Origin of the sequence: Azospirillum sp. RU38E, assembly GCF_900188385.1 — a bacterium.
GTDB lineage: Bacteria > Pseudomonadota > Alphaproteobacteria > Azospirillales > Azospirillaceae > Niveispirillum.
This window is the reverse complement of the sequence record NZ_FZOI01000006.1, coordinates 29,661-56,604: the sequence shown is the minus strand read 5'-3', so window position 1 is coordinate 56,604 and position 26,944 is coordinate 29,661. Positions and strand designations below refer to the sequence as shown.

Below are 26,944 nucleotides of genomic sequence, written 5' to 3'. Positions count from 1 at the left end.
GCACTGCCACATGGAAGTGCTGGCTTCATGTCAATTTTGGAGGTGGGTTGGACTGAACTTGGATAGGTTCATGCTACTTTTGTGAAAAGAACAACGGTAGCATTTTTTGTTGTTTTTTTGCTTCCTCCTATGGCGGTGTTGTCGACTGTAAGGTCATCAAATATTTGGGCGTTATTCTCCTGGTAGCCAGATCCAAGATAGAGCTTTCTGGCTTCTTTCAGTTCTTCTGCTGTTGTTACCACTACAAAAGCCGCGTCGTGTGTGATCTCCATTTTGATCTCCTTTATTTCGGTTTGCTGACAAACCCTTTTACTCCGCTTTTTTGCATCTCCTCATTTAATTTATCTAATCTCATTATTTCGTTTGTGTTTGTTTTATACCTTGCGGTTTCATTTTCAATGTATGAAATGCAAAATTCTCCTATGCGTTTATTGATTTCATTGGATGAATTTGCATTCTTCAACACATCCAGACAATACTGTCGGGCCCAGTCTTGCCCCAACGTGTCTTTGAGAATGGTCGTCACGGCCTTTGCCACCTCCGCCGTAGCAGCAGCATCGGGTGTCGACCTTTCGGTGATCTGGACAGGCTGGCCAAACCCTTGGGCTGTCGCTGTGGATGACATGGCTTTGGCGCGGGCTTCTTCCTTGGCGGTGACATTGCCGGCTGCGTCATCAGCTGCTTTCTGGGCCAGCTTCAGGGCCGTCTCGGTGGTTGTCTTTTGCTGCTTGAGTTTGTCGCGCTCAGCTTCAAGCGCTGGCTTCTTCGCCTGATCGGCGCCTTGCAGTTCCTTTTCCTTGGCCGTTACGGCAGCGCCAGCGTCCTGATCGGCTTTCTTGGCGTCGGCCAGTTTCTGATCCGCCTCTGCTTGCAGTTTGCGAGCATCATCAAGCTGCTTCTGTGCAATGGCCAAGCCGTCATAGCCGCTGGCCGCGGCATTCGTGCCGATGATAACCGTTGTGGGGCGGGCATAGCCGGTCAATTGCTCGATTGCCAGGATGGAGACCATGGCCGCCTGATAGCGCAGGTGCAGATTGTGAAAATCTGCCTTGTCGAAGGCGCCCGCCGCATAGCCCTCGCACAGCCTGTACATGGCATCGCGCAAAAGCTGGATGGACTGGGTCCGCAGGCCGATATTGGCCCCGGTTTCCGAAAGCGCTGTGGCAACCTGGGCTGAACTGTCCCCGCTGCCAAAGCCGCCGGAAAGGGAAGAGGCCAGCACAGAGGCGAAATCCGGGTTGGGCTCCGCACAAATGATTGTTCTTTTCTCGCCCTCCAGATGGGGAGTGATCAGCACATTGCGCTGTTTGGCATCCACCGACAATATTGACGCCGTTTCCGGCTGTGCGTCATACCCGCGATGAATGGAGGTGAGTTCGGCGCACCCGCCCAAAAGCAGGCAGGTCGCCAGCAAGGCTGATTTCTTCATATCACTCCCCCTGATTTCCCCAGGAGAAGGTTCGCACAACTCACAGTGTTGATGTTATGAAATTTATATCAAACCTATATATCCTCTTGCGATTTTTTCGCATAACGAATTCTAGATTATTATTGTGGCCACTTTTACGCGTGAAAAATGGACTATAGCGACAGTTCCGTATCTTCCTGCGCCAGCCGTACCAGATCCACCATGGCGGCGCGGGCGGCCACCGGGTCGCTGTTGCCGATGGCTTCATAAAGCACGCGGTGATCGGCCACCGGGTCGCGCGGCAATTTACGCTTGCGCTGTTTGAAAATGGTGGTCCAGCTGACGGCGGCGGAGATGGTGCTGGACAGGGTCATCAGCGGCGCATTGCGGGAGGCTTCCAGAATGGCGTGATGGAACAGCTGGTCCGCTTCCCGCCCGGCTTCCGTGGCCAGCCCGTGGCGGGCCATTTCCTCCAGCGCGTGGCCCATGCGGGCCAGATCGGCACCGCTGCGGCGTACAGCCGCCAGCTCGGCAGCCGAGGGTTCGATGATCATGCGCAGTTCGAACAGGTCGCGGATGAATTCCACGCTCGGCTCCCCTTCGAACATCCAGGCCAGCACGTCGGGGTCCAGCAGGTTCCAGCGTTCCTTTTCCGTCACCCGGGTGCCGGTGCGCGGCCGGCTTTCCACCAGCCCCTTGGCCGACAGGATGCGCACCGCCTCCCGATAGGCGGTGCGGGAGACGTCCAGCTGTTCGGAAAACTCAATCTCCCCCGGCAGCGTGTCGCCGGGTTTGTAAATGCCGGTGACAATATCCACGCCCAGATCATGGGCGATGGAACCATGGATCCGCTTCATGGATGTGGTATTCAAGCCGGTGGTCCGGGGACCGGTCTGTTCCTTGCGCTGACGCATCTTTACCCTGCGGGTTTCCCTTGGCCCGGCAGAGGTGCCGGGCTGGTTATTATAGCCCGGTTTTCCAGCTTTTGGGATAGTCATCCTCAGCCTAGTCGGCAAAATTGCACGATTTGTCAGAGAAATAGGCGGGCTGGGGGCCACCGGACGGGGGCGGAAATGGCTGGCTCTGTCTGTCATCGACAGGCCAGCCCCGTGTCCGCTGCACCCCGCTGGTATAAATAATCATACTTTTGCCGGCGGTGCGGGGGAGCGTCAGATCCGGCCCTGCTTCAACATCGTCACCGCATTATCGCAGGCCCGCGCCGTCAGCGCCATATAGGTCAGGGACGGGTTCTGACAGGCGGATGAGGCCATGGCCGCCCCATCGGTGACGAACACATTGGGCACATCATGCAGCTGGTTCCAGCGGTTGGTGACCGATATGCGTGGGTCATGGCCCATCATGGCCCCGCCCATTTCATGGATGGCGCTGCCGCCGATACCCGGCTGGTTCAAGGATAAGATCACCTTGCCGCCGGCGGCGGTCAGCATGGCGCTGGCCTCCTTGCTGGCATCGGTCAGGGCCTTGCGCTCATTCTCCCCATGGGTGAAGTCGATCTGCAGCAGCGGGGCGCCGAATTGATCGACCTTCACCGGGTCCAGGCGCAGGCGGTTGCTTTCGCGCGGCAGGCTTTCGGCGAAGCTGACCAGCACCATGCGCCAGGGGCCGACATGGCGCAGATTATTCTTGAAGGCTTCGCCGATGCCGGCCTCGCGCTTGCCGCGCGTCCAGGTGCTGCGCAGCGCCCCGCCCTGGAAACTGTAACCGCGCACGAAATCTGTTTCCGGCTGGTCGGCCAGATTGCGGAAGCGCGGGATGATCACACCCGTCGGCCGGTTGCCATAGCTGGTGCGGTCCTGGAACGTATCAAACAGGGCGATGGCGCCCACTGTGCTGGCATGGTCCATGATGTGGGTGCCCAGCCGGCCGCTGCTGTTGCCCAGCCCGTTGGGAAACGCCTCGGAGCGGGAGCGCAGCAGCACATGGTTGGTGTTGAACGCCCCGGCATTCATGAAAATGATGCGGGCGGTATAGCGGCGGCGTTCACCGGTTTTCACATTCAACACCGACACGCCGCGCGCCCGCTTGGCCTTGGCGTCGTAATCCACCGTCTCCACCACCGTATCGGTGATCAGGGTCAGGTTCCCGGTGGCCTGAGCGGCCGGCAGGGTGGAGCTTTGCGTGCTGAAATAGGCGCCATAGGAACAGCCGCGCGGGCAGAGCATCCGGTTCTGGCAGACGCCGCGCCCTTCCTTTTCCTGGGTCAGGTTGGCGGTGCGGCCAATGGTCAGCCGCCGGTCGGGCCATTGCGCCTCAATCACCCCTTTGGCGTGCTTTTCCAGCACATTCAAGGCCATGGGCGGCTGATAAATGCCATCGGGCAGGGAGGACAGACCCTCATTCTGCCCTGAGACGCCGATGAATTTTTCCACATGATCGTACCAGGGCTTCAGGTCGGCATAGCGGATGGGCCAGTCCACCCCATGGCCATCCTTCTTGTTGGCCCCGAAATCATGGTCGCTCATCCGATAGGATTGGCGGCCCCAGGTCAGCGACCGGCCGCCCAACTGATAGCTGCGCCACCAGTTGAACTGGGTGCCATCCGCCACGCTATAGGGGTTTTCACGGTCATTGACGAAATGGTTCTGGGTATATTCGGTGAAATGCCGGTTCTTGGATTGAACCGCGAAGTCCTTTTCAAAAAGCTGCGGATCGCCTTCACCGCGGAACGGCATTTCCCACGGCGCCTTCATTTCTGTGACATAGTCGGTGCCATGTTCAATATGGCGACCGCGTTCGACCATCAGAACCTTCAGGCCCCTTTCGGTCAGTTCCTTTGCCGCCCAGCCGCCGGTGATGCCGGAGCCGACGACGATCGCGTCGAAATCTGTATTCATCCGAAATCCACCGCTGTCCAATCGTTCGACCAAGCCCGATCATTCGGGCCGACGGGTATATCCGGGTCGAAACGGCCCGGTACCAGCTCAAAGAACAGTTCCTGGCTGCCCCCGATTTCCGAGGTGTAATAGCCGGTGACGATCAGGCCCTTCCACGTGCGCCAGGGTGACTTCTCTCCCCCCTTGGCATAGGCGGCCGCATCCAGATCGCTCAGCGCCTTGGTCTGGGCCGCCGGTTTGGCGGCCAGGAAATTGCCGCCGGCCTTCAGGTCCAGCTCAAACCCCAGCCAGTCCAGCCAGCCGGCCCCGGCGGGGGCGGCACCGCCGCTGAACTGGTCGGCCGGGGGCGGGCGGCCGGTGCGGGCCAGCCCGTGCTGCAGCGCCAGGGCGATGAAATCCGGCACCCCGGCCTTCACCGCCCCCGGCGTGGCCGTGTCGGGAATGGTCAGGTCACAGACCCGTTCCAGCAATTGCCGCATCCGGGCGGGCAGGGGGGCCGGCGCGCCGCCGGCCTGGGCCAATTGCGCCCAGACCTGGGCCGGTGTCAGCGCCGCCCCAGCCAACGCCAGACCGGCGCGCAGCAGATGGCGGCGACTGGTGCCGGGCGGGTGATCGAGGGTTGGCATCGGCTGCATCCTTATCATCCTTCAGGGTCAGAACAGGCCCAGCTTGCCGCCGCCGGCGACAAAATCACGATAAGCATCCCGGCGGGCCGGTTCCAGCGGGTCAACTGGACCCGGCTGATCGCCCAGGGCCATGATCTTGCCGCTGGACAGCCGGGGCCAGAGCGGGGCGGGGGAGCCTTTGCCGTTCGGGTCACCATCGCGCACGAAATTCACCCAATAGCCCATCATGCTGGCGGCAATCGCGCGGTCGGCTTCTGGCATGGGACGGCCAGACTTATCCACGGTGCCGAACATATAGGGCAGTTCGGCGCTGTGGAAGCTGCCGAACCGTTCGGCCGGGGTGCCCGGCTGGGCGTGGCGGAACAGATAGGCATAAACGGGCGCGGCACCTGCCGGCCGGGCCTCTGCCCAGGCCAGCATGGCAGCGGTTGCCTGTTCGCGCAGCAGACGCTGTGCCGCCGCTGGGGCCGCCGCGTCGGACGCGGCGGTGTAGAAGGGGCGGAAACGGTCGGCCTTGTCGCCAAAGCGGCGGACCAGCAGTTCCCCCAGCTGTGCCACGCTGGTCAGGGACCAGTCGGGCCCGGTGCTGCTTTCATCGGCGGTCAGGCCGGTCAAAACCGGTATATCCGGCCGCTGCTTTGCCGGGTCTGGCAGGATGGCAGGTTCCGTGATCGGGAAGAAGCGCAGGCCCGGCGGCCCCAGCGTCGGCGCCTTGGCGGCCTTGCTGACCGCCTCAGCCGGCAAAGCGCGCAGGGCGGTGATGTCGGTCACGCCGGTAGCCGCCAGCAGCTTTTCACCCATGGTTTCGGCCGCCGCACGGGGCAGCGTGGGAATCCCCATGCCGGAACCGCTCTGCGCGATGGCCTGCCCGAACAGGCCGGCGGCCGCAGGGGAAGCCAGCAACGCATGGACAGAGGCCGCCCCCGCCGACTGGCCGGCCACGGTCACCCGCGTCGGATCGCCGCCGAAGCGGGCGATATTCTCCTTCACCCAGCGCAGGGCGGCGATCTGGTCCATCAGCCCGTAATTGCCCGATGAACCGGCTTCCCGCGTCAGGGCGGGATGGGCCAGGAAACCGAAGACGCCCAATCGGTAATTCAGGGAAACCACGATGATGCCCTGCCGCGCCAGGGCCGTGCCGTCATAGAGCGGCACGGAACCGGCGCCGCCGATAAAGGCCCCGCCATGAATCCAGACCATGACGGGCAATTTGCCGGAAGCCGTTGCCTGCCCCGCCGGCCGCCAGAGATTGACGGTCAGGCAATCTTCGCTGGTTGGGTTGGTGGAGAAATATTCCGCCGTCCAGGGGGAACCGCCGGGCGGGCTGTGCGGCGGTTCCTGCAAACAATCCGGCCCGAACGTTGTGGCGTCGCGCACCGATGTCCAGGCCGGGGCCGGTTGCGGCGCGCGCCAGCGGTTGGCCCCGCCCGTATCCGCCGCATAGGGGATGCCCAGAAAAGCATCCACGCCATCGGCGGATTTACCGGCCACCGGGCCGGCGCTGGTAGTCACCTGCGGTGCCGCCGCCTGTACGGCTGTCCCAGCCGCCAGCAGCGACAGCAGGCAGGCAGCGCTGGTCAAACAGCGCAAATGTCGGCGCATCCCGGCCTCCCCTGTTCTGAAATCCGGTCCTTGATGAGTGCCGGCAGCCCGCCAATGGCCGCCGGCCGTCACAAAGGCTGCTTATCAGAAGCGGTAGGTGCCCTGGATACCGAAGGTGCGCGGCGGAGCATAGATGGTGTTATAGATCAGCGAACCACCGGCGGCGTTGAAATTGGCAAAGGCCAACGGCTGCTTGTTTTCCAGGTTACGCACATAGGCCTGGATGGAATAGTCGCCCTCCGCCGAATTATATTCCAGCGACAGATCGGTCATGATGAAACCCTTCTGCCGCATCCCGGCCCAATTCACCACCGACAGGTAATGGGTCGATTTGTAACGGCTAAAGGCACCGGCCACGATATTGGCGCCATTGCCAATTTCGAACGTGTGGCTGTAACCGGCTGAGAGCGTCCATTTCGGGGCCTGCGGCGGGCGGTTGCCGGCCAGGTTGAAGGGCTGGATGCCCGGCGTCAGCGGGTCGCTGTCATTGATGGCACTGCCATTGACGCCCATCAGCGATGAGGCGAAATCCTGCACCTTGGCGTCCAGATAATTGATGGTGAAGGACAGCTCATCCACCGGGCTCAACAACAGGCGGGTGTCGGTTTCAATACCCCAGACGCGGGATTTACCGGCATTCAGGGTGCGTGCGCCGACATTATTATCGACGAACACCTGGATCTGCTGATCCTTGTAATCATAATAGAAGGCTGACGCGTTGAACTGCACGCGACCGTTATTGAAACGGTTCTTGGTGCCGATTTCATAGGCGGTCAGCTTTTCCGGATCATAGGAGCCGACACTGTCAAACCCGCCGCTCTTATAGCCGGTGCTGGCCTTGGCGTAGACCAAGCTGTCACGCGCCGGCTTCCAGTCGATACCGATATTGCCGGTGACCTGATCGGAGGAGGAGCGCGGCTTCAGGATGCTGGCGCCGGGGGAGCCAAAGGCCGGCGGCGTCGGACCTTCGCCCCGGCCGAAGCGCGGACCGTAATTATAGAAGGTGCCGCTTTTGGCGTCATCGGTATAGCGCAGGCCGCCGGTCACCGTCAGTTCCGGCCCCATCAGCGGCACGGTCACCTGACCAAAGGCGGCCTTGGAGGTGGAGAGGATGTCGGGACGGTAGAAATAATTCAGATAAGCCTTGGGCAGCTCCAGATAAAGCCCACGGGACAGATCGACCTTTTCGCGGAAATAGAAGCCACCCAGCTGATAGAACAAGCCGCTATCCAGCGTCTTGGACAGGCGGACTTCGTGGCTCTGCGTCTGCGAATTCAGCTTGTTGTTGCGGAAGGTGAAGGTGGCCGGCAGATAGCCGTTCAAGGGCAGGGCGCTGTCCGTCTTATTATCGCGGTAGCCGCCCAGATAGGCCAGCGTACCCAGTGCGAAATCCACCTCGATCCGGCCACGCAGGGCGAACTGCTCGCTGTTGAAATTACCCAGATCGCCCAGCGGGAAGTTGCGCGTATTGATACCGCTGAAGGTCAGATTGGACGGGATGCCGTTATTTTCCAGCGTGGGCGTGGAGGGGATGGCATCCACAATGCCCGCCGCATAGGCCGGGTTGGTCAGCACACCATTCTGGGCGACCAGGACGCCGTACTGCGAGGGTGGCAGCTGGTCAACATTGACATATTCACCCGCGATATAGGTGCGGATATTCTCCGTCGGCTCCCAGGCCAGCGACAGGCGGGCGGCGTCGACATTCTGATCCTCGCCGCGGCCGACGGCACCATGCTTGCGGTAGCCATCATGGGAAGTGTGCATCCCGGACAGACGCACGGCCACCGTGTCGCCCAGCGGCACATTGACCGCGCCCTCGGCCTTCTTGGCGTCGAAATTGCCATAGCCCAGGGTGGCAAAACCGGTGGTCTTGCCCAGCACCGGCTTGGCGGCGATGATGTTGATGGCGCCGGCCGTGGCGTTGCGGCCATACAGCGTGCCCTGCGGGCCGCGCAACACCTCGATCCGTTCCAGATCGAAGAAGCTGGCATTCAAGGCCACCGGGCGGTTGATATACTCGCCATCGATACCGATGGTCAGGGCCGGGTCGGAGGCCTCCGACACGTCCTGGCTGGAAACGCCGCGCACGCTGATCTTGGTGAAGATCGTGTCGTTGGTGACATTCAGGTCGGGTGCCAGCCGGGTCAGCCCGTTCACATCGGTCACGCCGGATTTCAGCAGATCGTCAGCGCTGAAGGCGCGCAGGGCAATCGGCGTATCCTGCAGGTTGGTGGCGCGCTTGGTCGCGGTCACCACAATTTCTTCCAGCGCAAAATCGCTGTCAGCCGCCTGGGCAGCGGTCGCAAAAAGGGCGGCCGCTCCTGCGGCCAGCAGGAGCTTGGAACGGGTACGCATCGATGTCCTCCCTTGAGAGCCCGATTGGTCAGGGCCTGGGCTCTTTTTCTAAAACTAGAACCCTAATTCTGAAAACATTTAACCCCCGGATGGTTCGGGCGTCAAGCCGTTCCGTGACGCATGGAAATACAATGGTAATAGGTGTTGGCCCCGGCGGCCCCACGGATTAGAATGATATCAATAGAATCAGGGTTTTAATTTTTTAAGGGCGTGGAAGTGTCGAGCATGGATGAGGCGCCGGAGAGCGAGCCGTTGTTGAACCCCGCCGGGCGGGAGCCCAAACAGGGACGCAGCCGCGCCTCTTTTGAGCGGATGTTGGCCGCCGCCACGGATTTGCTGATGGAACGCGGCAATGATGATTTTGCCCTGACCGACGTGGCGAAGCGGGGAAAGGTCTCCATCGGGTCGATCTATTGCCGATTCGACAGCAAGGATGATCTGATCCAGGTGGTGCAGCACCGCTTCATCGACCGGATGATCATTGAACAGTCGGAAATGGTGGCGCGGATCACCGCGAAAGCCAGCGATCTGGACAGTCTGGTGCGGGGCTTCGTTGAGGAGCTGGCGGAATTTTTGAAGCGCAATGCCCCGGTGATGCGGCCGATGATGCAGCGCGCCGTGCATGATCCGGTGATCAGCAGTCTCGGTGCGCGCGGCTATCAGGATCTGGCTGACAAGGTGCAGGCGGCCTTGCTGGCCCGGCGGGAGGAGATTGGCCACACGCTGCCGGAACTGGCCATCGACACCATCCTGCGCGTCGCCTATTCCACCTTCGCCCGGCATCTGGGATTCGGTATGACCGGCGGCAATTATAACAAGGCCGACTGGAAGAACCTGAAGACGGAGGTGGGGGTGATGTGTTCCACCTATCTGCGCAACGCCCATCGATGAGACGTTGACGGCGCGCCTTTCCGTTTATAAATAGAATTATTATTCTTATTCGGTCGATGCGCGACCGAATCCCCAAACGGAAAGGTCTGCCGCCATGGCATCCGATGCTGCCCCCGCCAGCGGGCGGGCCGCCAGCGTGCACGCCATCGACCATGCCGCCGCCATGACGCCGCAACGGCGCAAACAGGCGCTGGTGGTGGTTGCCGGCGCCTTCATGATGGATCTGATTGACCTCACCATCGTCAATGTCGCCTTGCCCTCCATCCAGCGCGATCTGGGGGCCGACACGGCGGCGATGCAATGGATGGTGGCGGGTTATGCCGTGGCCTTTGCCGTGCTGCTGATCACCGGTGGCCGGCTGGGGGATACCAAGGGCTATCGCCGGCTGTTCATGCTGGGCATGGCCGGCTTCACCGCCACCTCGCTGCTCTGCGGGGCGGCGGTCAGTGCGGAAATGCTGGTGCTGGCGCGGCTGGCCCAGGGGGCGACGGCGGCGTTGATGCTGCCGCAGGTCATGTCACTGATCCAGGTGATGTATCCGCCCGCCGAACGGATCGGCGCGCTGGCCGTGTTCGGCGTGCTGGGCGGCATTGCCGCCGTGCTGGGGCCGGTAATCGGCGGCATCCTGATTGAGGCCAACCTGTTCGGCCTGGGCTGGCGGCCGATTTTTCTGATCAACGGGCCGTTGGGTCTGGTGGGGCTGATCGCCGCCTGGCGCCTGTTGCCGCCGGGCCGGTCGGCCCATGGCGGGGCGGTGGATATGGTGGGTACCGGCCTGATTGCCGCCACCCTGCTGGCCCTGCTGCTGCCACTGCTGCAGGGGCGGGAGGCGGGCTGGCCGCTCTGGTGTCTGGCGTTGCTGGCGGCCTCGCCGCTGTTGGCCTGGGCCTTCATCGCCCATATCCGCCGGCAGGCCCCGCATGGCAAGGCGCTGGTGGACCCGGTTTTGTTCGCCAACCGGGGCTTCAGCGTGGGCCTGTCCCTGTCGCTCTGCTTTCAGGCGACGACGGCGGGGCTGCTGTTCATCCTGACGCTGACGCTGCAATATGGTTTGGGCTGCACGCCGCTGGAAACGGCCTTGGTCCATATTCCCTATGCGCTGGGGGCGTCGGTGGCCATTGGCTTTGTGGCAAGGCGGGCGCTGCCGCGCATCGGTTTGCGGCTGATCCTGATCGGTGTGGCGCTGATGCTGGCTGGGCTGGCGGCCCTGGCCGGGTTGGTGGCCGGTGGCGGCGGGCTGGTGCCGCTGGGGGCGGCCTTGCTGCTGACTGGCACCGGCATGGGCATGGTGGGCGGGCCGCTGGGGCCGGTCACCCTGTCGGATGTCGATGTTGCCCATGCCGGCTCAGCCTCGGGCAGCATGAAGGCGGTGCAGCAGCTGGGTGCTGCCAGCGGTGCGGCGCTGATCGGCGGCGTGTTCTTCATCCTGGCGGGCGATCTGGCGAATGGTGCCGCGCGCTCGGCCTTTCTGCTGACCGTGCCGCTGCTGGCGGGGCTGCTGTTGATGGTGGCGTTCCTGGTGACGCGCCTGCCGCGCGATCTGCGGATTTTTCGGAAGTGAAGGGGGCGGGGCGGACTCAGAAAGAGGTGCAAAGTTGATAACTTCGCACAACCCCGCCTTCCCCGCGGAAGCGGGGATCCAGGGGTCGCAAGAACCACGCTTGAGTGCCCTTGGCCCCTGGACCCCCGCTTTCGCGGGGGAGGCACCGGGGATGCGGAAGGCAAGGCAGGCACTAACGCTTGGGTGTCGACAGGGTTGGAAGAAGCACAGAATCACTGGACCACAACCCACCAACCAGCACCCAGAAAAACCAACGGGAGGACAGTATGAGCGACCCTATTCTGCGCCTGGGCATGATCGGCGGTGGACCGGGCAGTTTCATCGGCCCCGTCCACCGCATGGCGGCGGAACTGGACGGGCGTATCCGGCTGGTGGCCGGGGCCTTCAGCAGCGATGCTGAACGGTCGCGCCAAGCCGGGGCCGGCTATGGCATTGATCCCGCCCGCGCCTATCCCAGCCATCAGGCGATGATCGAGGCGGAAAGCCAGCGGGCGGATGGGATTGATCTGGTGGCCATCGTCACCCCCAACCATCTGCATGTGCCGGCCAGCCGGGACGCCCTGCGCGCCGGCCTGCATGTGATGTGCGACAAGCCCGCCGCCCTGTCGCTGGCGGAAATGCAGGGGCTGGCCGGGGTGGTGGCCGATGCGAAGGGGCTTTATGCGCTGACCCACACCTATACCGGCTATCCGCTGGTGCGCGAAGCGCGCGCCCTGGTGGCCGCCGGACGCTTGGGCCGGTTGCGCAAGGTGGTGGTGGAATATAGCCAGGGCTGGCTGTCCACCGCGCTGGAGGAAACGGGCAGCAAACAGGCCGGCTGGCGCACTGATCCAGCCCTTTCCGGGGCGGGCGGCTGCATCGGTGATATCGGCGTTCATGCCTTCAATCTGGCCGAATATGTTGCCGGTGCCCCGGTGCGGGAACTCTGCGCCGATCTCTCCATCATGGTGCCGGGGCGGCGGCTGGATGATGATTGCAACATCCTGCTGCGCTTCGATGACGGCACGGCACAGGGCGTGCCCGGCGTGCTGCACGCCTCCCAGATTGCCGCGGGTGACCGCAACGGCTTGCGCCTGCGGGTGTTCGGCACAGAGGCCGGGCTGGACTGGTCGCAGGAGGTGCCCAACACCCTGACCATCCATGGGCTGGATGGCCGCACGGAGGTGCTGCATACCGGTGCCGGCAATCTGGGCCCGGCGGCGCGTGCCGCCACCCGCCTGCCCACCGGCCACCCGGAGGGCTATGTCGAGGCTTTCGCCAATCTTTACCGCGATTTCGCCGCCGCCATCCGCGCGGGCGCGATGCCGGCCGATGGCAGCCTGCCAGGCGTGGAGGCCGGCTTGCGCGGCATGGCGTTTATTGAAACCGCTGTGGCCAACAGCCAGGCGCGGGCGGGGTGGAGCCGGCTGGGGGTGTAGGGGGGAGGAAGGCACCCGGCGACGAAGGCGAGCATCACGCCCCTCCATTGCCTTCCCCGCGCAAGCGGGGGTCCAGGGGCCACCAAATCCAACGTTTCGGTGCCCCTGGCCCCTGGACCCCCGCTTGCGCGGGGGAAGCAATGTATTGATTGGGGCGGCCTTGCTCATCACCAACGAACGTCAAAACACGAAACCAACCCACCACCCGGAGGAAACCACCCATGCGCACCATCAAAGGCCCCGGCATCTTCCTGGCGCAGTTTGCCGGCGATGCCGCCCCCTTCAACAGCCTGGAAGCCATTGCCGATTGGGCGGCGGGGCTGGGTTACAAGGGCGTGCAGATCCCCAGCTGGGATGCCCGCCTGTTCAACCTGCGGCTGGCCGCCGAAAGCCGGGATTATGCCCAGCAGGTGCAGGGGATGCTGGCCGCCAAAGGGTTGGCGGTGACGGAGCTTTCCACCCATTTGCAGGGCCAGCTGGTGGCCGTTCACCCGGCCTATGATCCGCTGTTTGACGGGTTTGCCGACCCTTCGGTGCGCGGCAACCCGGCGGCGCGCCAGCAATGGGCGGTGGAACAGCTGCATCTGGCGGCCCGCGCCAGCGCCAATCTGGGGCTGACGGCCCATGCCAGCTTCTCCGGCGCTTTGGCCTGGCCCTATCTCTATCCCTGGCCGCAACGCCCCGCCGGGCTGGTGGAGGAGGCGTTTGCCGAGCTGGCCCGGCGCTGGCGCCCGATTCTGGAGGCGTTTGAAGAGGCGGGCGTTGATCTCTGCTTCGAACTGCATCCCGGCGAAGATTTGCATGACGGGGCCAGTTTTGAACGGTTTCTGGAGGCGGTGGGCGGCCATGCCCGCGCCAATATCCTGTTCGATCCCAGCCATTTTGTGTTGCAGCAACTGGATTATCTGGCCTTCATCGACCGCTATCATGACCGCATCCGCGCCTTCCATGTGAAGGATGCGGAATTCCGGCCCGATGGCCGTTCGGGCGTTTATGGCGGCTATCAGGGCTGGGTGGACCGGCCGGGCCGCTTCCGTTCGCTGGGCGACGGGCAGGTCGATTTCAAGGCGATCTTCGCCAAGATGGCGCAGTATGATTATCCCGGCTGGGCCGTGCTGGAATGGGAATGCGCCCTGAAGCACCCCGAAGATGGCGCGCGGGAAGGGGCCCCCTTCATCCGCGACCATATTATCCGCGTCACCGACCGCGCCTTCGACGATTTCGCCGATGCCGGGGTGGATGCAGGGCTGAACCGGCGGTTGCTGGGGATTTAAGGGGGAGGCAAGGGGGCGTCGCCAGTGGACGCCCCCTTTCTTCTCAGTCTACCGTCAGCAAGACCGGCAGGTCAGCGCTGTTCCAGCCCAGCAGCACCTGATGGGGGCCGGGGGCGCGTTGCCAGCCGCCGGCCTGTTCATCCCAATGCTGGAAGGCGCGGGGGGGCAGGGTGAAGCGGGCCTGCTGTTCCGCCCCGGCCGCGATGGCCAGTGCTGCAAAGCCCCGCAGGTGGCGGATGCCATCCGGCCCAGCCACATAAAGCTGCGGCACCGCCTTGCCGGCGCGGTCGGACAGGTTGCGCAGCGTCACCGTCACGTCCGCCCCGCCATCGGCGGTTGGCGTCAGGCGCGCATCGGACAGGGCGAACCGGGCATAGCCGAAACCGGCGCCGAACGGGTAAAGCGGGGTGCTGCCCGCTGCTTGCATCCCCTTGTACCCGATCAGGTGGCCTTCAAGGTAAGGCAGATCGCCCTTCGCATCCGGCGTCAGGCCGAAGGCGGGGTAATCCGCGTCCTTGGCGGCGATGCTGACCGGCAGGCGCCCGCCCGGTTCGCGGTCGCCGGCCAGCACCTGGGCCAGGGCGGGGCCGTATTGTTCACCGGGGAACCAGGTGATCAGCAGGCCGCGCACCTGATCGTGCCAGGAAATATCAAAGGCATGGGCGACATTGCAGATGGCCACCAGATTGGCATTCACATGCCGCACCCGGCGTAGCAACTCCAACTGCGCTTCCGGTAGGCGGGTGCCCGCGCGGTCCTTGCTTTCCACCCCGGAATCCGCCGTTTCGCCCAGCATCAGCAGCACCAGATCAGCCTGGGCCGCCAGGGCAACCGCGCGGTCCAGCATGTCCGCCGGTCGGTCGGGGCCGCGCATGCCGTACCAAAGCCCCTGGGCGCGGGCGGGCGTATAGGCCAGTTCAAAGCAAAGCAGCACCGGGCGGCCCGCCTGCATTTCCACCAGCACGCTCTCGCTGTCGCCGCCCTTCAGAATGCCCATCAGGTCGGACGGGGAAACCGGCCCGCCGCCCTGGAAGACCGGCTTGCCATCGACATACAGCGTGACGGCCCCCGTGCCACCGATATGCACGCGGTGCGGCCCGTCGCGTTCCGGGGTGAACCAGCCGGTGGCGCGGATGCGGCCCGCCTGTTTCAGCGCATCGGTGCCCGGCAGGCCGACAAACCAAGTCAGCGAATTGGTGTCGCGGGTTTCGGCGTGAAGCGGCTCGCTCTCCCCCTCATGCCCGGCCAGCCATTCCACCGTCAGGCCGCGTGTCGCCCCGTCGCCCAGATCGCGGGCGGGGCGGGCGGACAGCGGCGGCAGGCGGTATTCCGGCTCCACACCCTGTTCATAGCCCACCTCGAACCGGTCGCCGAACCGGTCGCGGATGGCCTGCAGCGGGTTGATGAAATCCGGGCGCACGGCGATCTTGGCGAAGGTGCCGCCTTGCAGGCAGGGGGCGGTGGCATTGGGGCCGATCACGGCGATGCGCCGGGCGCGGGTTGGCTGCAGCGGCAGGATATCCTGGCTGTTCTTCAACAGCACAAAGCCGGCGGCTGCTGCCTCTGCCAATGTTGCATCCACATCAAGCGGGGTGGGCTGGCGCGGCAGCGCATCGATGCGGGCCACGGCCTTGGCCACGCGGCCCGCCGCATCTTCCAGCCGGCTGGCCGGCACCTCGCCGGCTTCCACGGCGGCGGCGAATTTCTTCCCCAGCACCCGGTCCGGCCCCGGCATGTCCAGATCCAGCCCGGCCTGGGCCGAACGCAGCGTGTTATGCGCGCCGAACCAGTCCGACACGATGAAGCCGGGGAAGGCCCAGTCACCCTTGACGATGCCGGTCAACAGCCCTTGATGTTCAACGCAATAATCCCCGTTCAACCGGTTATAGGCGGCCAGGATGCCGACGCAGCCGGCCGCCGCCGCCATTTCAAACGGCAGCAGATAGGTTTCCCGCAGGGCGCGATCACTGGCCACCGCATTCATGCTGTCGCGCGCGGTTTCGCTGTCATTGCAGACCAGATGCTTGGCGACGGAGCCGACACCCTGGCCCTGCAAGCCGTTGATCCAGGCCGCCCCCAGCGTGCCGGCCAGGAACGGGTCTTCGCCATACAGCTCAAAACCCCGGCCACAGAGCGGGCTGCGCTGCAGGTTCAGGTTGGGGGCCAGCACGGCATCCACGCCCAGCCGCCGCGCCTCCATCCCCACAATGGCCCCCACCCGTTGCACCAGGGCCGGGTCGAAACTGGCCCCCAATGCCGTGCCGCAGGGGGTGAGCACCGCCACATCCCGTTCATCGACCCGGCCAGAGGCAATGCCCATCGGCCCATCGGCCATCTGAATGGACCGGACGCCCGGCAGTTCCGCCGTGGACCACATATCGCGGCCAGAGGTCAGGGTTGCCTGTTGGGAAAGCGTGTGGGACATGGGGTTAACTCCCTGGGGGGTGGTTTTTGGTTGGTTTTGGAGGTGCGATAGAAGAAGGGGGGGGGCACGTAGCCGCTTCAAACAACGGTGCCTTCCCCGCGAAAGCGGGGATCCAGGGGCCAGGGGCACGAACCGTTGTTCTGGTGGCCGCTGGACCCCCGCTTTCGCGGGGGAAGCATAGAGGGAGGTAAAGGGGTGAGAGGGGATTCAGCCTTTTGCAAAGCCCCTCACCGCGCCAGCCGCATCACCTGCTCGGCCTGCGCCTTGACCTGGGCGGCAATGTCGGCATCGGCCAGCCTTCCCTCCGCGTCGAACGGCTTTTGCGCCACGGTATTGACGGCGATGCCCAGCGGGGTGGGCCAGCCGCGCATGGCGTGGACGATGCCGCGCAGGGCGGACAGCGTCACGCCGCCGGCCTGCCAGCCCGCCGCCGTCACCACCAGCCCCACCGCGCGCCCATCGAAATAGACGCGGGCGTCGCTGCGCAGATCTTCCAGCAGGTCGATGGCGTTCTTCACCAGCCCCGACACCCCGCCATGATAACCGGGGGAGCCGATGACCAGCCCATCGGCCGCGCGCACGGCCTCCACAAACTCCCGCTGTTCGGGCGTGCGGTCGGGGTTTTCCGGGGCGAAATGCGGCAGGGCGGCAAGCGCTGTCCCACCGAACAGCCGGGTTTCAGCCCCCAGTTCGGCGGTGGCGGCCAGAACGGCCGCCACCATGCGTTCACCCGACGAGCCCGGCCGGGTGGTGCCGCCGAACCCGACGATCAGCGGCCGGCTCATGCTGCCGTACCCTTGAAGGCGGGGATGACATGACGGGACAGCAGGTCCAGCGTCTGGTTGGCATAGGCCTTGCGCTTGGCCGTCAGCGGGCCGGTCAGCATCCCGCACAGCACATTGCCGATGCCCAGTTCGGCATAGGGCTTCAGATGTTCAATCACGGTTTCCGGGCTGCCATACAGGCACCAGGTGCCGATCCAGTCCTCGGTCAGGGCGTTGGGCGTGTGGTCGGTCTTCTTGTTGGCGGCGCTTTCTTCCGCCTTGGCATTGAAGGCGGTTTCGCGGTCAACGGCGGCCTGATAATCGGTCAGGATATCTTCCAGTTCCGCGCGCGCCTGCGCATCGGTCTCGGCAATATGCACGCACTGATAGGTGTGGGTGGTCCAGGACAGCGCGTCGGCCACACGTTCGGCCGAATGGCCGGCGGCCAGCAGCAGGTCGCGGTAAATAGTAAAGAATTTCTGCACATGCTTGAACGGCTCTGTCCCGCCGATCTGCGGCGGGGTGAAGGCCGGGATGAAGGCGGGCCAGCCGAATTCCGCCGCGCGCCGGGCGCTGCTTTCCTTCATAGCCACCGGCATCAGCCGCGCATGGCCGGGCGTATAGGCGACGGGCGCGATGCGCTGCAGCACTTCACCCCGGTAATGGCCATTATCGAAACGGATGGCAGGGTCTTCCGGCTTCTTGGCCCAAAGCTGTTCGGCAATGGCCAGGTTCTCTTCCGCCAGGCGGGAGGCTTCCTTGTAATTGACGCCGAAGCCGATCATTTCCTCCGGCGTGGTGCCGCTGCCCACGCCGACCAGCAAACGACCTTCCGTCAGCTGGTCCAGGATATTGATGCGTTCGACGAAACGCACCGGATGGTGCAGCGGCACCGTGGTGACGGAAATGCCGAAATGCATCCGCTTCACCCGCGCCGCCAGATAGGCTGCGAACATCATCGGGTCGGACGCAATGGGCATATAGCCGGTGAAATGATGGTCGGGCAGAAAAACCGCATCCAGACCGGCGGCTTCTGCCCGATCGACATGCTCGATCAGGTCCAGCAGCAGGCCACGGTCCTGGTCCTCACCCATGGTGCGGGAATTCAGAAAGGTTGAAAAACGCATGGGGATTCCTCCTTGCTCACCGCCCCGGTCCTGATGCGATGCCCCCGGCAATCGCCCGGCCTTGGCTTTGGAATTAGAATTGCTATTCTGAATAGCTAACGGAGCGAACCGCCGGGTGTCAACCGAAAGCAGCGGTGAGCCATCCGATTTTTCGCCAAGCAATTTCCGCGCTGGATAGTGCGTTTACCGCATTGACAAAACCCGCCCGGCCCCTTCATCATAATTAGAATAATAATTCTTATATGGCGCTTCCAAGCGCTGAAACGGGAGTAACGTTCGATGGTGGATCAGGCCGTGGCGCCGCCGATAACAGGCGGCGCGCAAAGGGCTGGGCTCGCCCAGGGCATCATCCTGGTGATCAGCGGTTTCCTGCCGATTCTGGCAATTGTCTCGCTGACGCCGGCGGTGCCGACAATCCTGGACCATTTCCGCGATGTCGCCAATGCCTCTCTGCTGGTGCCGGTTCTGGTGTCGGCCCCCGGTCTGGCCATCGCCATCCTGGCGCCCTTTGCCGGGATGCTGGTGGACCGGTTCGGCCGGCGGCCGCTGCTGGTCTGGGCGACCTTCTTTTACGGCATCGCCGGCGCGCTGCCTTATTTCCTGGACAGTTTGAACGCGGTGATCGCGTCACGCCTGCTACTGGGGGTGACGGAGGCGGCGATCCTGACCATCATCAATACGCTGATCGCCGATTATTATGATGCGGCGGGCCGGCGTAAGCTGTTGATGGCGCAGGGGCTGGCCGGGCCGGCCATGGCATCGGGCGTCATCGCCGCCTCGGGCATGTTGACGGCGGTCAGCTGGAACGGCGTGTTCCTGATTTATCTGATCGCCCTGCCGATCTTTGTCGGCACGCATTTCATGATTTTTGAGCCGGGCAAGACGAAACAGGGTGCCCCCGTGGCCCCGCAGGCCGATCACGGCCCCACCCCGCCCTTTCCCACCCGCGCGGTGGCGCTTTATGGTGCTGTTACCCTGTTCGCCTCCACGCTCTATTACGTTTTCATCATTCAGGGCGGTCTGGCCTTCCGCGAAATCGGGGTGAATGATCCCAAGCAGGTCGGATCGCTGATCGCACTGGCCAGCCTGGGCGTGCCGGTAGGCGCGTTGATCTTCGGCTGGATCGGCAAGAAGGCCACCGCCCTGCAGATCTTCTGCTTCTTCGCCTTCCTGGGCGTCGGGCTGGCCGGGATCGGGTTGGCCACGGAATATAAATCCATGATGGCGCTGCTGGTGATCCAGCAGATGGGGGCGGGCATGACTATCCCCATCCTGATCGCCTGGGCCCAGAGCAAGCTGCCCTTTGCCCATCGCGGGCGCGGCATGGGCATCTGGGCGTCGTGTTTCTTCCTGGGCCAGTTCACCAGCCCGTTCTTTGTCGCCGGCGCCAAATCCCTGACCGGCGGCACCGTGCAGGCGGCCTTCCTGACCATGGGCATCGCCGCCCTGGTTGCCGCTGCTGTGGCGCTGGTGGCCCTGGTGAAGGCCAAGCCGGACACGGGGGTGAGGTACTGAGGGGGGCAATACTCTTCACCTGACGACAGTGAGGGAAAGAGTCTCGGCGTTCACCCTTCAGACTGTTCTGCTTCCCCCGCGTAAGCGGGGGTCCAGGGGCAACAGCACCAAAGCGTTGTTCCTGCGACCCTGGATCCCCGCTTTCGCGGGGAAGGCAGCAAGCGGATGACGCTTACGTGGCTGTTCCCTCCCCCCCCCAAACATTCCCTTTCAGCGCTTCGGCGCCAGGTCCGCCGGTGCGGGCCGCCGATGGCCATCCTGCATGGCCGCCGGTCCGATTGCTGCAACCGGGAGAACCGTGATGCATCTCGCCGCCTGTATTGAATGGCTGTTCGCCGCCGAAAGCCCCAATTTCACCGACCGTATCCGCGCCGCCAAGGCAGCGGGGCTGACGGCGGTGGAATTCCATCTCTGGCGTGACAAGCCGCTGGCCGATATCCGCCGCACCCTGGATGAAACCGGGGTGAAGCTCGCCAGTTTCGTGGTGGAACCCCGCCGTTCCCTGGTCGACCCGGCCCAGCATGATGAGTTCCTGGCCGCCGTGCGCGACAGTTTGGTCGCCGCCAAACAGGCCGGCTCACCGGCCCTGGTGGTGGCGTCCGGCTTCACCCGGCCCGATGTGTCGCGCCAGGAACAGCATGATTGCGCTGTCGGCATTTTGCGCCAAGCCGCCACACTGGCGGAAGAGGCCGGCATTACCTTGTTGCTGGAACCGCTGAATGACCGGGTGGAACATCCCGGCATGTATCTGGTCAGCACCGTCGAGGGGCTGGACATGGTGGAGGCGGTGAACAGCCCCAACCTGCGCCTGCTCTATGACATGTACCATTCCACGGTGATGGGCGAAGACCCGGCCCAGGTGCTGGAAGGCCGCTTCCATCTGGTGGGGCATGTGCAGGTGGCCGACGTGCCGGGCCGCAACCAGCCGGGCAGCGGCACCATCGACTGGGCGCGCTATATCGGGCTGCTGCGCGATCTGGGCTATGACGGCGCCATCGGCCTGGAATATAAGCCCACCGGCCCGACGCTGGAGACATTGGCGACGACGCGCACGGCGTTGGGGGTTTAGGGGGGCTGCGTGGATGTGGGGTGTAACCTCGCCGTTAGCACCCTTCCTGCCTTCCCCGCGGAAGCGGGGATCCAGGGGCCAAGAGCACCAACCGTCATTCTTGCGGCCCCTGGACCCCCGCTTTCGCGGGGGAGGCACCATTGTGCAACAGGATGGCTCAGCACCCCCACTATCCCCCCATACCCGCTCTGAATCCCGTCCCCCACGACCGGAGCCGCCTTCCATGACCCACCCTGTCCCAACGGGCGGCCCCAGTGCCGCGCCGCTGCCGCTGCGTGCCAAGCTCAGCTATGGTGCCGGTGATTTTGCCTTTGGCCTGTCCTGGAACATGGTCGGGGCCTTTTTGCTCTATTTTTATACCGATGTCGCCATGCTGCCGGTGGGCATTGTCGGCACCTTGTTCCTGCTGTCGCGCCTGCTGGATGCCGGGTTCGACCCGGTGGTCGGCATTCTGGTGGACCGCACCCGGTCCCGCTGGGGCCGGGCGCGGCCCTGGTTCCTGTTCGGCGCGCTGCCCTTCGGCCTGCTGGTCGTCGCCACCTTCTGGATGCCGCCGCTGGGGGCGTCGGGCAAGCTGGTCTGGGCCTGTGTCAGCTTCGTATTGCTGGGGCTGCTGTTTTCGGTGGTGAATATCCCCTATAGCGCCCTGATGCCGATGATGACGGCGCGGCGGGATGAACGGGTGCAGTTGGGTAGCCTGCGGTCGGCCGGCACCGCCCTTTCCGTCATCGCCGCCACAGCGGCCACCATGCCGCTGGTCGGCTGGCTGGGCGGGGGCGATCAGGCCAAGGGTTTCCTGCTGGTGGCCATCCTGGCGGCCGTGATCTCTGTCGCCCTGATCTGGAACCTGTTCGCCCAGTGCCGGGAACAGATTCACGAGGAAACCAGCGGTACCAGCGGGGAGCGGACCACACTGGGGGCCGTGGCCAATATGCTGCGCAACCGGGCCTGGCTGGTGGTGTTCCTGTTCACCACGCTGAATTTCATCCGCTTCGGCGCGGTGTTGTCGGTCACCGCCTATTTCGCCATCAATGTGCTGAAACAGCCCTGGATGATCTCCATCCTGCTGCCGGCCATTTCCGGCACGCTGCTGCTGGGCGCCGTCATCGCACCGCCCTATCTGAAGCGGTTGGGGATGCGCAATGGCAACCGGCTGGCCTTGGCGGCTTCCCTACTGCTCTATGCGCTGTTACCCCTGGTGGAAGCGCAGCCGGTCCTGTTCCTGGCCGTCTATATCCTGGCCTCCATCCTGATTTCCGTCACCATGACGGCGATTTTCGCCATGGCGGCGGAGGTGGTGGATCATCACGAAGCGCAATTCGGCGTGCGCCATGAAGGGCTGCTCTCCGCCGGTATCAGCCTGGCCACCAAGATCGGCATGGCCATCGGCGGCGCGGTGGTCGCCTATGGGCTGGCGCTGGCCGGTTATGATGCCGCCGCCGTCAGCGATGGGGCACGGCAGATGGTGCATTGGCTCTATTACGCGCCGGCCCTGCTGGTGCTGCTGGCGCAGATTATTTGCATCGGTTTCTATCCCGGCAGCCCGGTGCGGCGGGAAGGGTGATCTCGCCGCTGAGTATAACGGATCGGTGATATCTCTCACCTCGGACCACTAATATCACCGATCCGTTATAAATGGTGGCGCCGCTTGTCCATATCACCGATCCGTTATATGCTGTTGGCACTTTCACCAACCGTGAGCCTGGTGTCATGGCCGTTCCCCTGCACAGCCTGGATGATCTGCGCACCCTGGTGCGGACAGCGCGGCAGCGGCGGGGGCTGACGCAGGCGCAGGCGGCGGGGCTGATCGGCCATACGCAGAAATGGCTGTCGGATTTCGAAACCGGCAAGAATGATCCGCCCACCAGCATGAGCCTGAAATTGCTGGTGCTGCTGGGCATTCCGTTGACCGCCGGCAGCGACGGGCCGGATATGGCCGCACCGGCCAGCCGCACCGATGAGCGCGAAATCGATCTGGATGAGGGGCTGTGAGATGGTAGCCTCTGTCCGCCTGCACGGAATGCCGGTCGGGGAATTGCGCGCCAGTGCCAGCGGGGCGCTGTCCTTCACCTATCTGCCCGCCTTTGTGGCGGCGGTGAAGGCGGGCCGGTTGCCACTGCACGGGCTGTCCGCCCGGCTGCCCGTGGCGGATACGCCCTATGGGGAGGATCGGGCCGGCCCCTATTTCGACGGGCTGTTGCCCGACAATGCCAATATCCGCAGCACCCTGGCCCGCTATTTCCAATTGGATGCCAGCGATGATTACCGGCTGTTGCTGGCGCTTGGCCGGGAATGCCCCGGTGCCGTCGCCATTGTGGAGCCGGATGCGCCCATCGTGCCGGAAGATGATATCGCCCCGGATTATGATCTGCTGGATGCGGCACGGCTGGCGCGGCATATCGCCGATCTGCCGCGCCGGCCCCTGTTCGTGGATGCCGATGGGGAATTGCGCCTGTCGCTGCCCGGCGTGCATCATAAAACCGCCCTGTTGCTGGTGGGGGACCAGTTGGCCCTGCCGCGGGGCAACACGCCCACATCGCACATCCTGAAGGTGGATATTGATGGGCTGCCGGATTCCGTGCGGGTGGAACATTTCTGCCTGCGTGCGGCGGCCTCTGTGGGGCTGGATGTACCGCGTTCCAGCATCCGCCGGGCGGAAGATCGCACCTATATGCTGATCGCCCGCTATGACCGGGTGCTGGTGGAAAGCGATGGCCGCCGCCATCTGCGCCGGCTGCATCAGGAAGATTTCTGTCAGGCGCTGGGGCGCTATCCGCGCGAAAAATATGAAAAGGATGGCGGGCCGGGCTGGCCTGACTGTTTTGCCCTGATGCGGCTGACTGCCGACCCGGCGGCGGCCGTGCAGGAACTGCTGGGCCGCGCCATTTTCCAGTTCCTGATCGGCAATCCCGACGCCCATGCCAAGAATTACGCCCTGGTCTATCGCGGCAACCGCATTCTGCTCAGCAAGCTCTATGATGTGAATAACGCCGCCGCGTTCCGCAGTCACTACAAGGAACAGCGCCCGCGTCTGGCCATGTTCATCGGTGGTGAGCGTGACCCCGCCCTGCTGACCGGCGCGCATTGGGACGCCTTTGCCGCCGCGGTGGGGCTGCGGCGGGAACTGGTGCGTGACCGGCTGCGCGCCATGGCGCTGGCCCTGCCGGAACAGGTCAGGCTTTTACGGGAAGGGATGCGGGGCAGTTTGGCCGACACCCCCCTGCTGGATCAGGTGGTGGCGGATGTGGGCGACCGCTGTGGGCGGGTGGCGGCCTGGGGTTAGGGTGGTTTAAACCCCTTCCTGACCCGTCACCCGCCAGACCTCCCCGCTATCCAGCTTCTTGACGTAATCAACCGTGCTGCCGTTCCAGTGATAGGCGAAGTGGGCACCCTGGACCGGCACCGGTATCACATCCGGCCAGAAAACCGCGATGCACTGGCCGCCCGGATACCGCACGCTGGGCCAGGTGATGCCGTTGGATCCGGCGGCCCGGCGTTCGGCGCCGAACGTGTGGGACGCGGCGTAATCGCTGGGATGCAGCAGGTCGGCGCGGCCCGTCACATCATCCAGGTCGGTATCCACCGCACCGATCAGTTCGCGGAACTGCGCGGTCCAGCCGGGTGGTTCCGCCGTGGCCCGCATGAACCGGGCATGGTGGTGGATGGTTTCCGCAATCGCCACCTCTGTCCGGTCGCCGGCATAATAGAGACCGAAACTGCCGTCGGAAAAGCGGCCCGGTCGCAGTGTGGAGCAATGGACGAAGGGGGCCATGACCCAGCTTGCCCCAGGGCCGGCAACCCGCCGGGCCGGCGGCACCTTCGACAGGTCGCCAATGCTGTCACGAAGGCGGGGGTTGAACTTCGCTTCCGCCGAGGCCAGCGCTTCCCAGTCCGCCGGGTCGGCAATATCTTCAAACAGGTCGATGGGCGGGTGGATGGAGCGGATGATACGCACCGTCCTGGCCCAGGTGACGCGCCGGACCGGCACTGTCACCAGCCGCCCCTTTCCGCATCCAGATAGGCGCGCAGGTCGATCAGGTCGGTGATCTCCCCGCGCAGCATGATGTCAAGCGCGCGCTGGCCGGCAAAGGCGGCGTTCGGCTTGCGCACCCAGGCATAGGCGCGCGCCGGTTCGGTAAACAGATAGCGCAGGGCCTTGTGAATCCCCATCAGGATCGCCATCCGCGCCCGCAAATCGCGGTCGATGCGGCCAATATCGCCATCCTTCCAGCGTGCCCAGGTCCGCGGGGCCATGCCGCCCAGCAGGGTTCTGGCCTCCGCATCGCTCAACTCCCAGGCCCGGAACAGATTGACCGTCGTGCGCGCCAATGCTGCCGCCTCCGCATCCGTGATCAGGGGCTGGCCGGGGCTGGCTGCGATGGATTGGACCTCTGCGAACTGCATCGCCTGTCTCCTTTGGCATAAGAATAGCCACTCTCTGCCAAATGGCAAGGCCCGGCGACCGGCCATAAAAAAGGGCATGGCAGCCTGTGCCGCCATGCCCAAAGTGCCAACTGATCGGGGAAGGATGATCAGGCGGCAATCTCCAGCACCTTGGTGTCGCGCGTGGTCGGCACAAAGGGCAGGTAGGAGACGCGGATGCGTTCGGCCAGCTGAAGCTTGTGCTTACCGGGCGGCAGGCCGCCAGCCCGCAGCACGGTGATCAGGGCCTTTTCGCCGAAATTCCAGCGGTCGCTATATTCGGTTTCCATCTCATCCAGCGTCCAGGTCCGGCCACGCACGCTGAACCGGACTTGGTCACGCGGCACGGCTTCCCCGTCGATGGTGACGGCGATATCTTCCACCATGGACAGGCCGATGCCGCGGTAATAGGGCAGGCGGGCCTGGAAGGCGAAACCGATGGTGTCACCACCCTCCGTCACGTTACCGAAGCCATCTTCACAGATCATATATTTGTCGAACATGGGTGCGGCTCCTCAGGCGGCGGGGGCGGTGGCGGTTTCGCCGATCAGCTTCTTGAACATTTCCTGCTGGCGGCGCACCTGTTCGATGCTGTCCACCGGGAAGGCATCCTGAATCCAGCGATTACCTTCATATTCAGAGCAGATATAGCCCTTGTAGCCGCCCTGCTTCAGCACCTTGATGATCTCATCATAGGGGATGGAGGGTTCAACCAGATCCTCTGTCATTTCATAGAATTTGGCGTGGATGTTCCAGATGCGGTCCATATGGTCCAGCATCCGCTTGGGCTCAAACGCTGCATTGTGGCGCAGCGTGATGGCCATGCCGATGGCGGGGCCGACGCCGCCCATCTTCTCCACCTCCAGGATCACATATTCGCTGAGCGTGCGATCCTCGTAGGCCTTGCAGATGTAATCGGCGATGTGCGGCGGCACGCCGTCGCGGATGAATTTCGCCTTCCAGACGGGCGGGAACTTGAACAGGAACATGCCCATATCGGGCAGGAAGCCCAGATATTTCGACCCGGATTTCTCAAACGCCTCGGCATGGCGGATGATCCAGGGATGGTCGAAATGCAGGGGCGCGTGCACCTCGATCAAGATACGGACATTCTTGCTTTCCGCATAATCGGCGCAGGCAACCAGCACATCGGGATCAATCGATACCAGCGCGCGGGTATAGGGGCAGCCCAGGCGGGCGGCATGGTCAATATCAACCTTGCAGCTGGCCACCTGTTCATCGAACGGCATGGGCCGGTTTTTGTACTTCTTATAATCCAGCATGAAATCATGGCACACGGGCGTGGTGCCATATTTGGCCATCAGCGCGTGCCAATTGTCATAGACGGACTGGTCCAGCGGGTTGGGATAGTGGGGGAAGGTCTGCTCTGAAATCAGCTCGATCCCCTTGGCCCCCATCTCGGCGGAGACCTTGATCAGGTCTTCCAGCGACTTGGTGCCAAGGAAATATTCCTCCTGGTAGCTGTAGAGGCTTACACCCCTTTTGATTTCATAATTTGACATGGAACTATCCTGCTTCTTGGGCTCAAACGACGGCCCCGCCGGGAGCCGGTGGATAGCGGCGGTCTCAGGCGCATTGCCCGATGGGTGAGCGGCCACCGGCCCCGGC

The 26,944-nt window shown here is 63.9% G+C and carries 23 protein-coding genes; 9 read left to right on the top strand and 14 right to left on the bottom strand.

From position 1 onward, the window contains the following. Positions 1–68: 68 nt before the first annotated feature. The 7 genes from CHB97_RS25930 to CHB97_RS12760 form a co-directional block, all read right to left on the bottom strand. Positions 69–272 carry a hypothetical protein gene (locus CHB97_RS25930; protein WP_143270874.1) on the bottom strand — a complete coding sequence of 68 codons (204 nt, stop codon included), beginning with the start codon at positions 270–272 and terminating at the stop codon, positions 69–71. Positions 273–283: 11 nt separating this feature from the next. Then, on the bottom strand, positions 284–1,429 hold the full coding sequence (locus tag CHB97_RS12785; RefSeq protein ID WP_089288406.1) for a hypothetical protein: 1,146 nt from the start codon (positions 1,427–1,429) through the stop codon (positions 284–286). A 152-nt stretch (positions 1,430–1,581) separates the two neighbouring features. Further along, positions 1,582–2,265, bottom strand: a complete 684-nt coding sequence (locus CHB97_RS12780; RefSeq protein WP_244559521.1) for a FadR/GntR family transcriptional regulator — start codon at positions 2,263–2,265, stop codon at positions 1,582–1,584. Between the two features lie 312 nt (positions 2,266–2,577). After that, positions 2,578–4,263 (bottom strand): GMC oxidoreductase, encoded by a 1,686-nt coding sequence (locus CHB97_RS12775; protein WP_089288408.1) that lies wholly within the window; start codon positions 4,261–4,263, stop codon positions 2,578–2,580. Next, positions 4,260–4,889 (bottom strand): gluconate 2-dehydrogenase subunit 3 family protein, encoded by a 630-nt coding sequence (locus tag CHB97_RS12770; protein WP_160105822.1) that lies wholly within the window; start codon positions 4,887–4,889, stop codon positions 4,260–4,262. Before CHB97_RS12770 ends, CHB97_RS12775 begins: the two co-directional genes overlap by 4 nt. A 27-nt stretch (positions 4,890–4,916) precedes the next feature. Continuing rightward, positions 4,917–6,491: a carboxylesterase/lipase family protein gene (locus CHB97_RS12765; protein ID WP_089288410.1), complete on the bottom strand. Its 1,575-nt coding sequence runs from the start codon at positions 6,489–6,491 to the stop codon at positions 4,917–4,919. 84 nt (positions 6,492–6,575) lie between these two features. Beyond that, a complete protein-coding gene (locus CHB97_RS12760; RefSeq protein ID WP_089288411.1) occupies positions 6,576–8,849 on the bottom strand; it encodes a TonB-dependent receptor in 2,274 nt (757 codons plus the stop codon). Positions 8,850–9,074: 225 nt separating this feature from the next. On the opposite strand from CHB97_RS12760, the gene CHB97_RS12755 reads away from it, so the two are divergent. The 4 genes from CHB97_RS12755 (at position 9,075) to CHB97_RS12740 (ending at position 13,993) form a co-directional block, all read left to right on the top strand. Further along, positions 9,075–9,740, top strand: coding sequence for a TetR/AcrR family transcriptional regulator (locus CHB97_RS12755; protein ID WP_089288412.1), 666 nt, complete (start codon positions 9,075–9,077; stop codon positions 9,738–9,740). Positions 9,741–9,834: 94 nt separating this feature from the next. Then, entirely contained in the window at positions 9,835–11,301 is a 1,467-nt protein-coding gene (locus CHB97_RS12750) for an MFS transporter (RefSeq protein WP_089288413.1), read from the top strand. 266 nt (positions 11,302–11,567) lie between these two features. Then, positions 11,568–12,719, top strand: a complete 1,152-nt coding sequence (locus CHB97_RS12745) for a Gfo/Idh/MocA family protein (protein ID WP_089288414.1) — start codon at positions 11,568–11,570, stop codon at positions 12,717–12,719. Between the two features lie 221 nt (positions 12,720–12,940). Then, positions 12,941–13,993, top strand: a complete 1,053-nt coding sequence (locus CHB97_RS12740; RefSeq protein WP_089288415.1) for a sugar phosphate isomerase/epimerase — start codon at positions 12,941–12,943, stop codon at positions 13,991–13,993. Between the two features lie 43 nt (positions 13,994–14,036). Here CHB97_RS12740 and CHB97_RS12735 read toward each other — a convergent pair whose 3' ends face one another. From CHB97_RS12735 to CHB97_RS12725, 3 genes are all read right to left on the bottom strand, one after another. Beyond that, entirely contained in the window at positions 14,037–16,418 is a 2,382-nt protein-coding gene (locus tag CHB97_RS12735) for a glycoside hydrolase family 3 protein (RefSeq protein WP_089288416.1), read from the bottom strand. A gap of 227 nt (positions 16,419–16,645) precedes the next feature. Next, complete coding sequence (locus CHB97_RS12730; protein ID WP_089288417.1) at positions 16,646–17,203, bottom strand: NADPH-dependent FMN reductase; 558 nt, start codon at positions 17,201–17,203, stop codon at positions 16,646–16,648. Then, on the bottom strand, positions 17,200–18,309 hold the full coding sequence (locus tag CHB97_RS12725) for an LLM class flavin-dependent oxidoreductase (protein WP_089288418.1): 1,110 nt from the start codon (positions 18,307–18,309) through the stop codon (positions 17,200–17,202). Before CHB97_RS12725 ends, CHB97_RS12730 begins: the two co-directional genes overlap by 4 nt. A 279-nt stretch (positions 18,310–18,588) precedes the next feature. Between CHB97_RS12725 and CHB97_RS12720 the strand changes: the two genes are divergently transcribed. The 5 genes from CHB97_RS12720 to CHB97_RS12700 all read left to right on the top strand — a co-directional run bounded on the left by CHB97_RS12720 (position 18,589) and on the right by CHB97_RS12700 (position 24,176). Then, entirely contained in the window at positions 18,589–19,824 is a 1,236-nt protein-coding gene (locus CHB97_RS12720; RefSeq protein ID WP_089288419.1) for an MFS transporter, read from the top strand. Positions 19,825–20,125: 301 nt separating this feature from the next. Continuing rightward, on the top strand, positions 20,126–20,893 hold the full coding sequence (locus CHB97_RS12715) for a hydroxypyruvate isomerase family protein (protein ID WP_089288420.1): 768 nt from the start codon (positions 20,126–20,128) through the stop codon (positions 20,891–20,893). Positions 20,894–21,116: 223 nt separating this feature from the next. After that, on the top strand, positions 21,117–22,457 hold the full coding sequence (locus CHB97_RS12710) for an MFS transporter (protein WP_089288421.1): 1,341 nt from the start codon (positions 21,117–21,119) through the stop codon (positions 22,455–22,457). Positions 22,458–22,603: 146 nt separating this feature from the next. Further along, on the top strand, positions 22,604–22,885 hold the full coding sequence (locus CHB97_RS12705) for a helix-turn-helix transcriptional regulator (RefSeq protein WP_160105820.1): 282 nt from the start codon (positions 22,604–22,606) through the stop codon (positions 22,883–22,885). 1 nt (position 22,886) lies between these two features. Beyond that, positions 22,887–24,176: a type II toxin-antitoxin system HipA family toxin gene (locus tag CHB97_RS12700; protein WP_160105818.1), complete on the top strand. Its 1,290-nt coding sequence runs from the start codon at positions 22,887–22,889 to the stop codon at positions 24,174–24,176. A 6-nt stretch (positions 24,177–24,182) separates the two neighbouring features. On the opposite strand, the gene CHB97_RS12695 is transcribed toward CHB97_RS12700, so the two are convergent. The 4 genes from CHB97_RS12695 to CHB97_RS12680 form a co-directional block, all read right to left on the bottom strand. Next, on the bottom strand, positions 24,183–24,887 hold the full coding sequence (locus CHB97_RS12695) for an RES family NAD+ phosphorylase (RefSeq protein WP_244559522.1): 705 nt from the start codon (positions 24,885–24,887) through the stop codon (positions 24,183–24,185). Then, a complete protein-coding gene (locus CHB97_RS12690; protein WP_089288425.1) occupies positions 24,884–25,297 on the bottom strand; it encodes an MbcA/ParS/Xre antitoxin family protein in 414 nt (137 codons plus the stop codon). The genes CHB97_RS12695 and CHB97_RS12690 overlap by 4 nt, the downstream gene beginning before the upstream one ends. Positions 25,298–25,425: 128 nt before the next feature. Next, positions 25,426–25,818, bottom strand: coding sequence for a DUF6379 domain-containing protein (locus CHB97_RS12685; protein WP_089288426.1), 393 nt, complete (start codon positions 25,816–25,818; stop codon positions 25,426–25,428). 12 nt (positions 25,819–25,830) lie between these two features. Next, the gene (locus CHB97_RS12680; protein ID WP_089288427.1) at positions 25,831–26,838 is read right to left on the bottom strand and encodes a sugar phosphate isomerase/epimerase; all 1,008 of its coding nucleotides are present in this window, start codon (positions 26,836–26,838) and stop codon (positions 25,831–25,833) included. Positions 26,839–26,944: the final 106 nt, after the last annotated feature.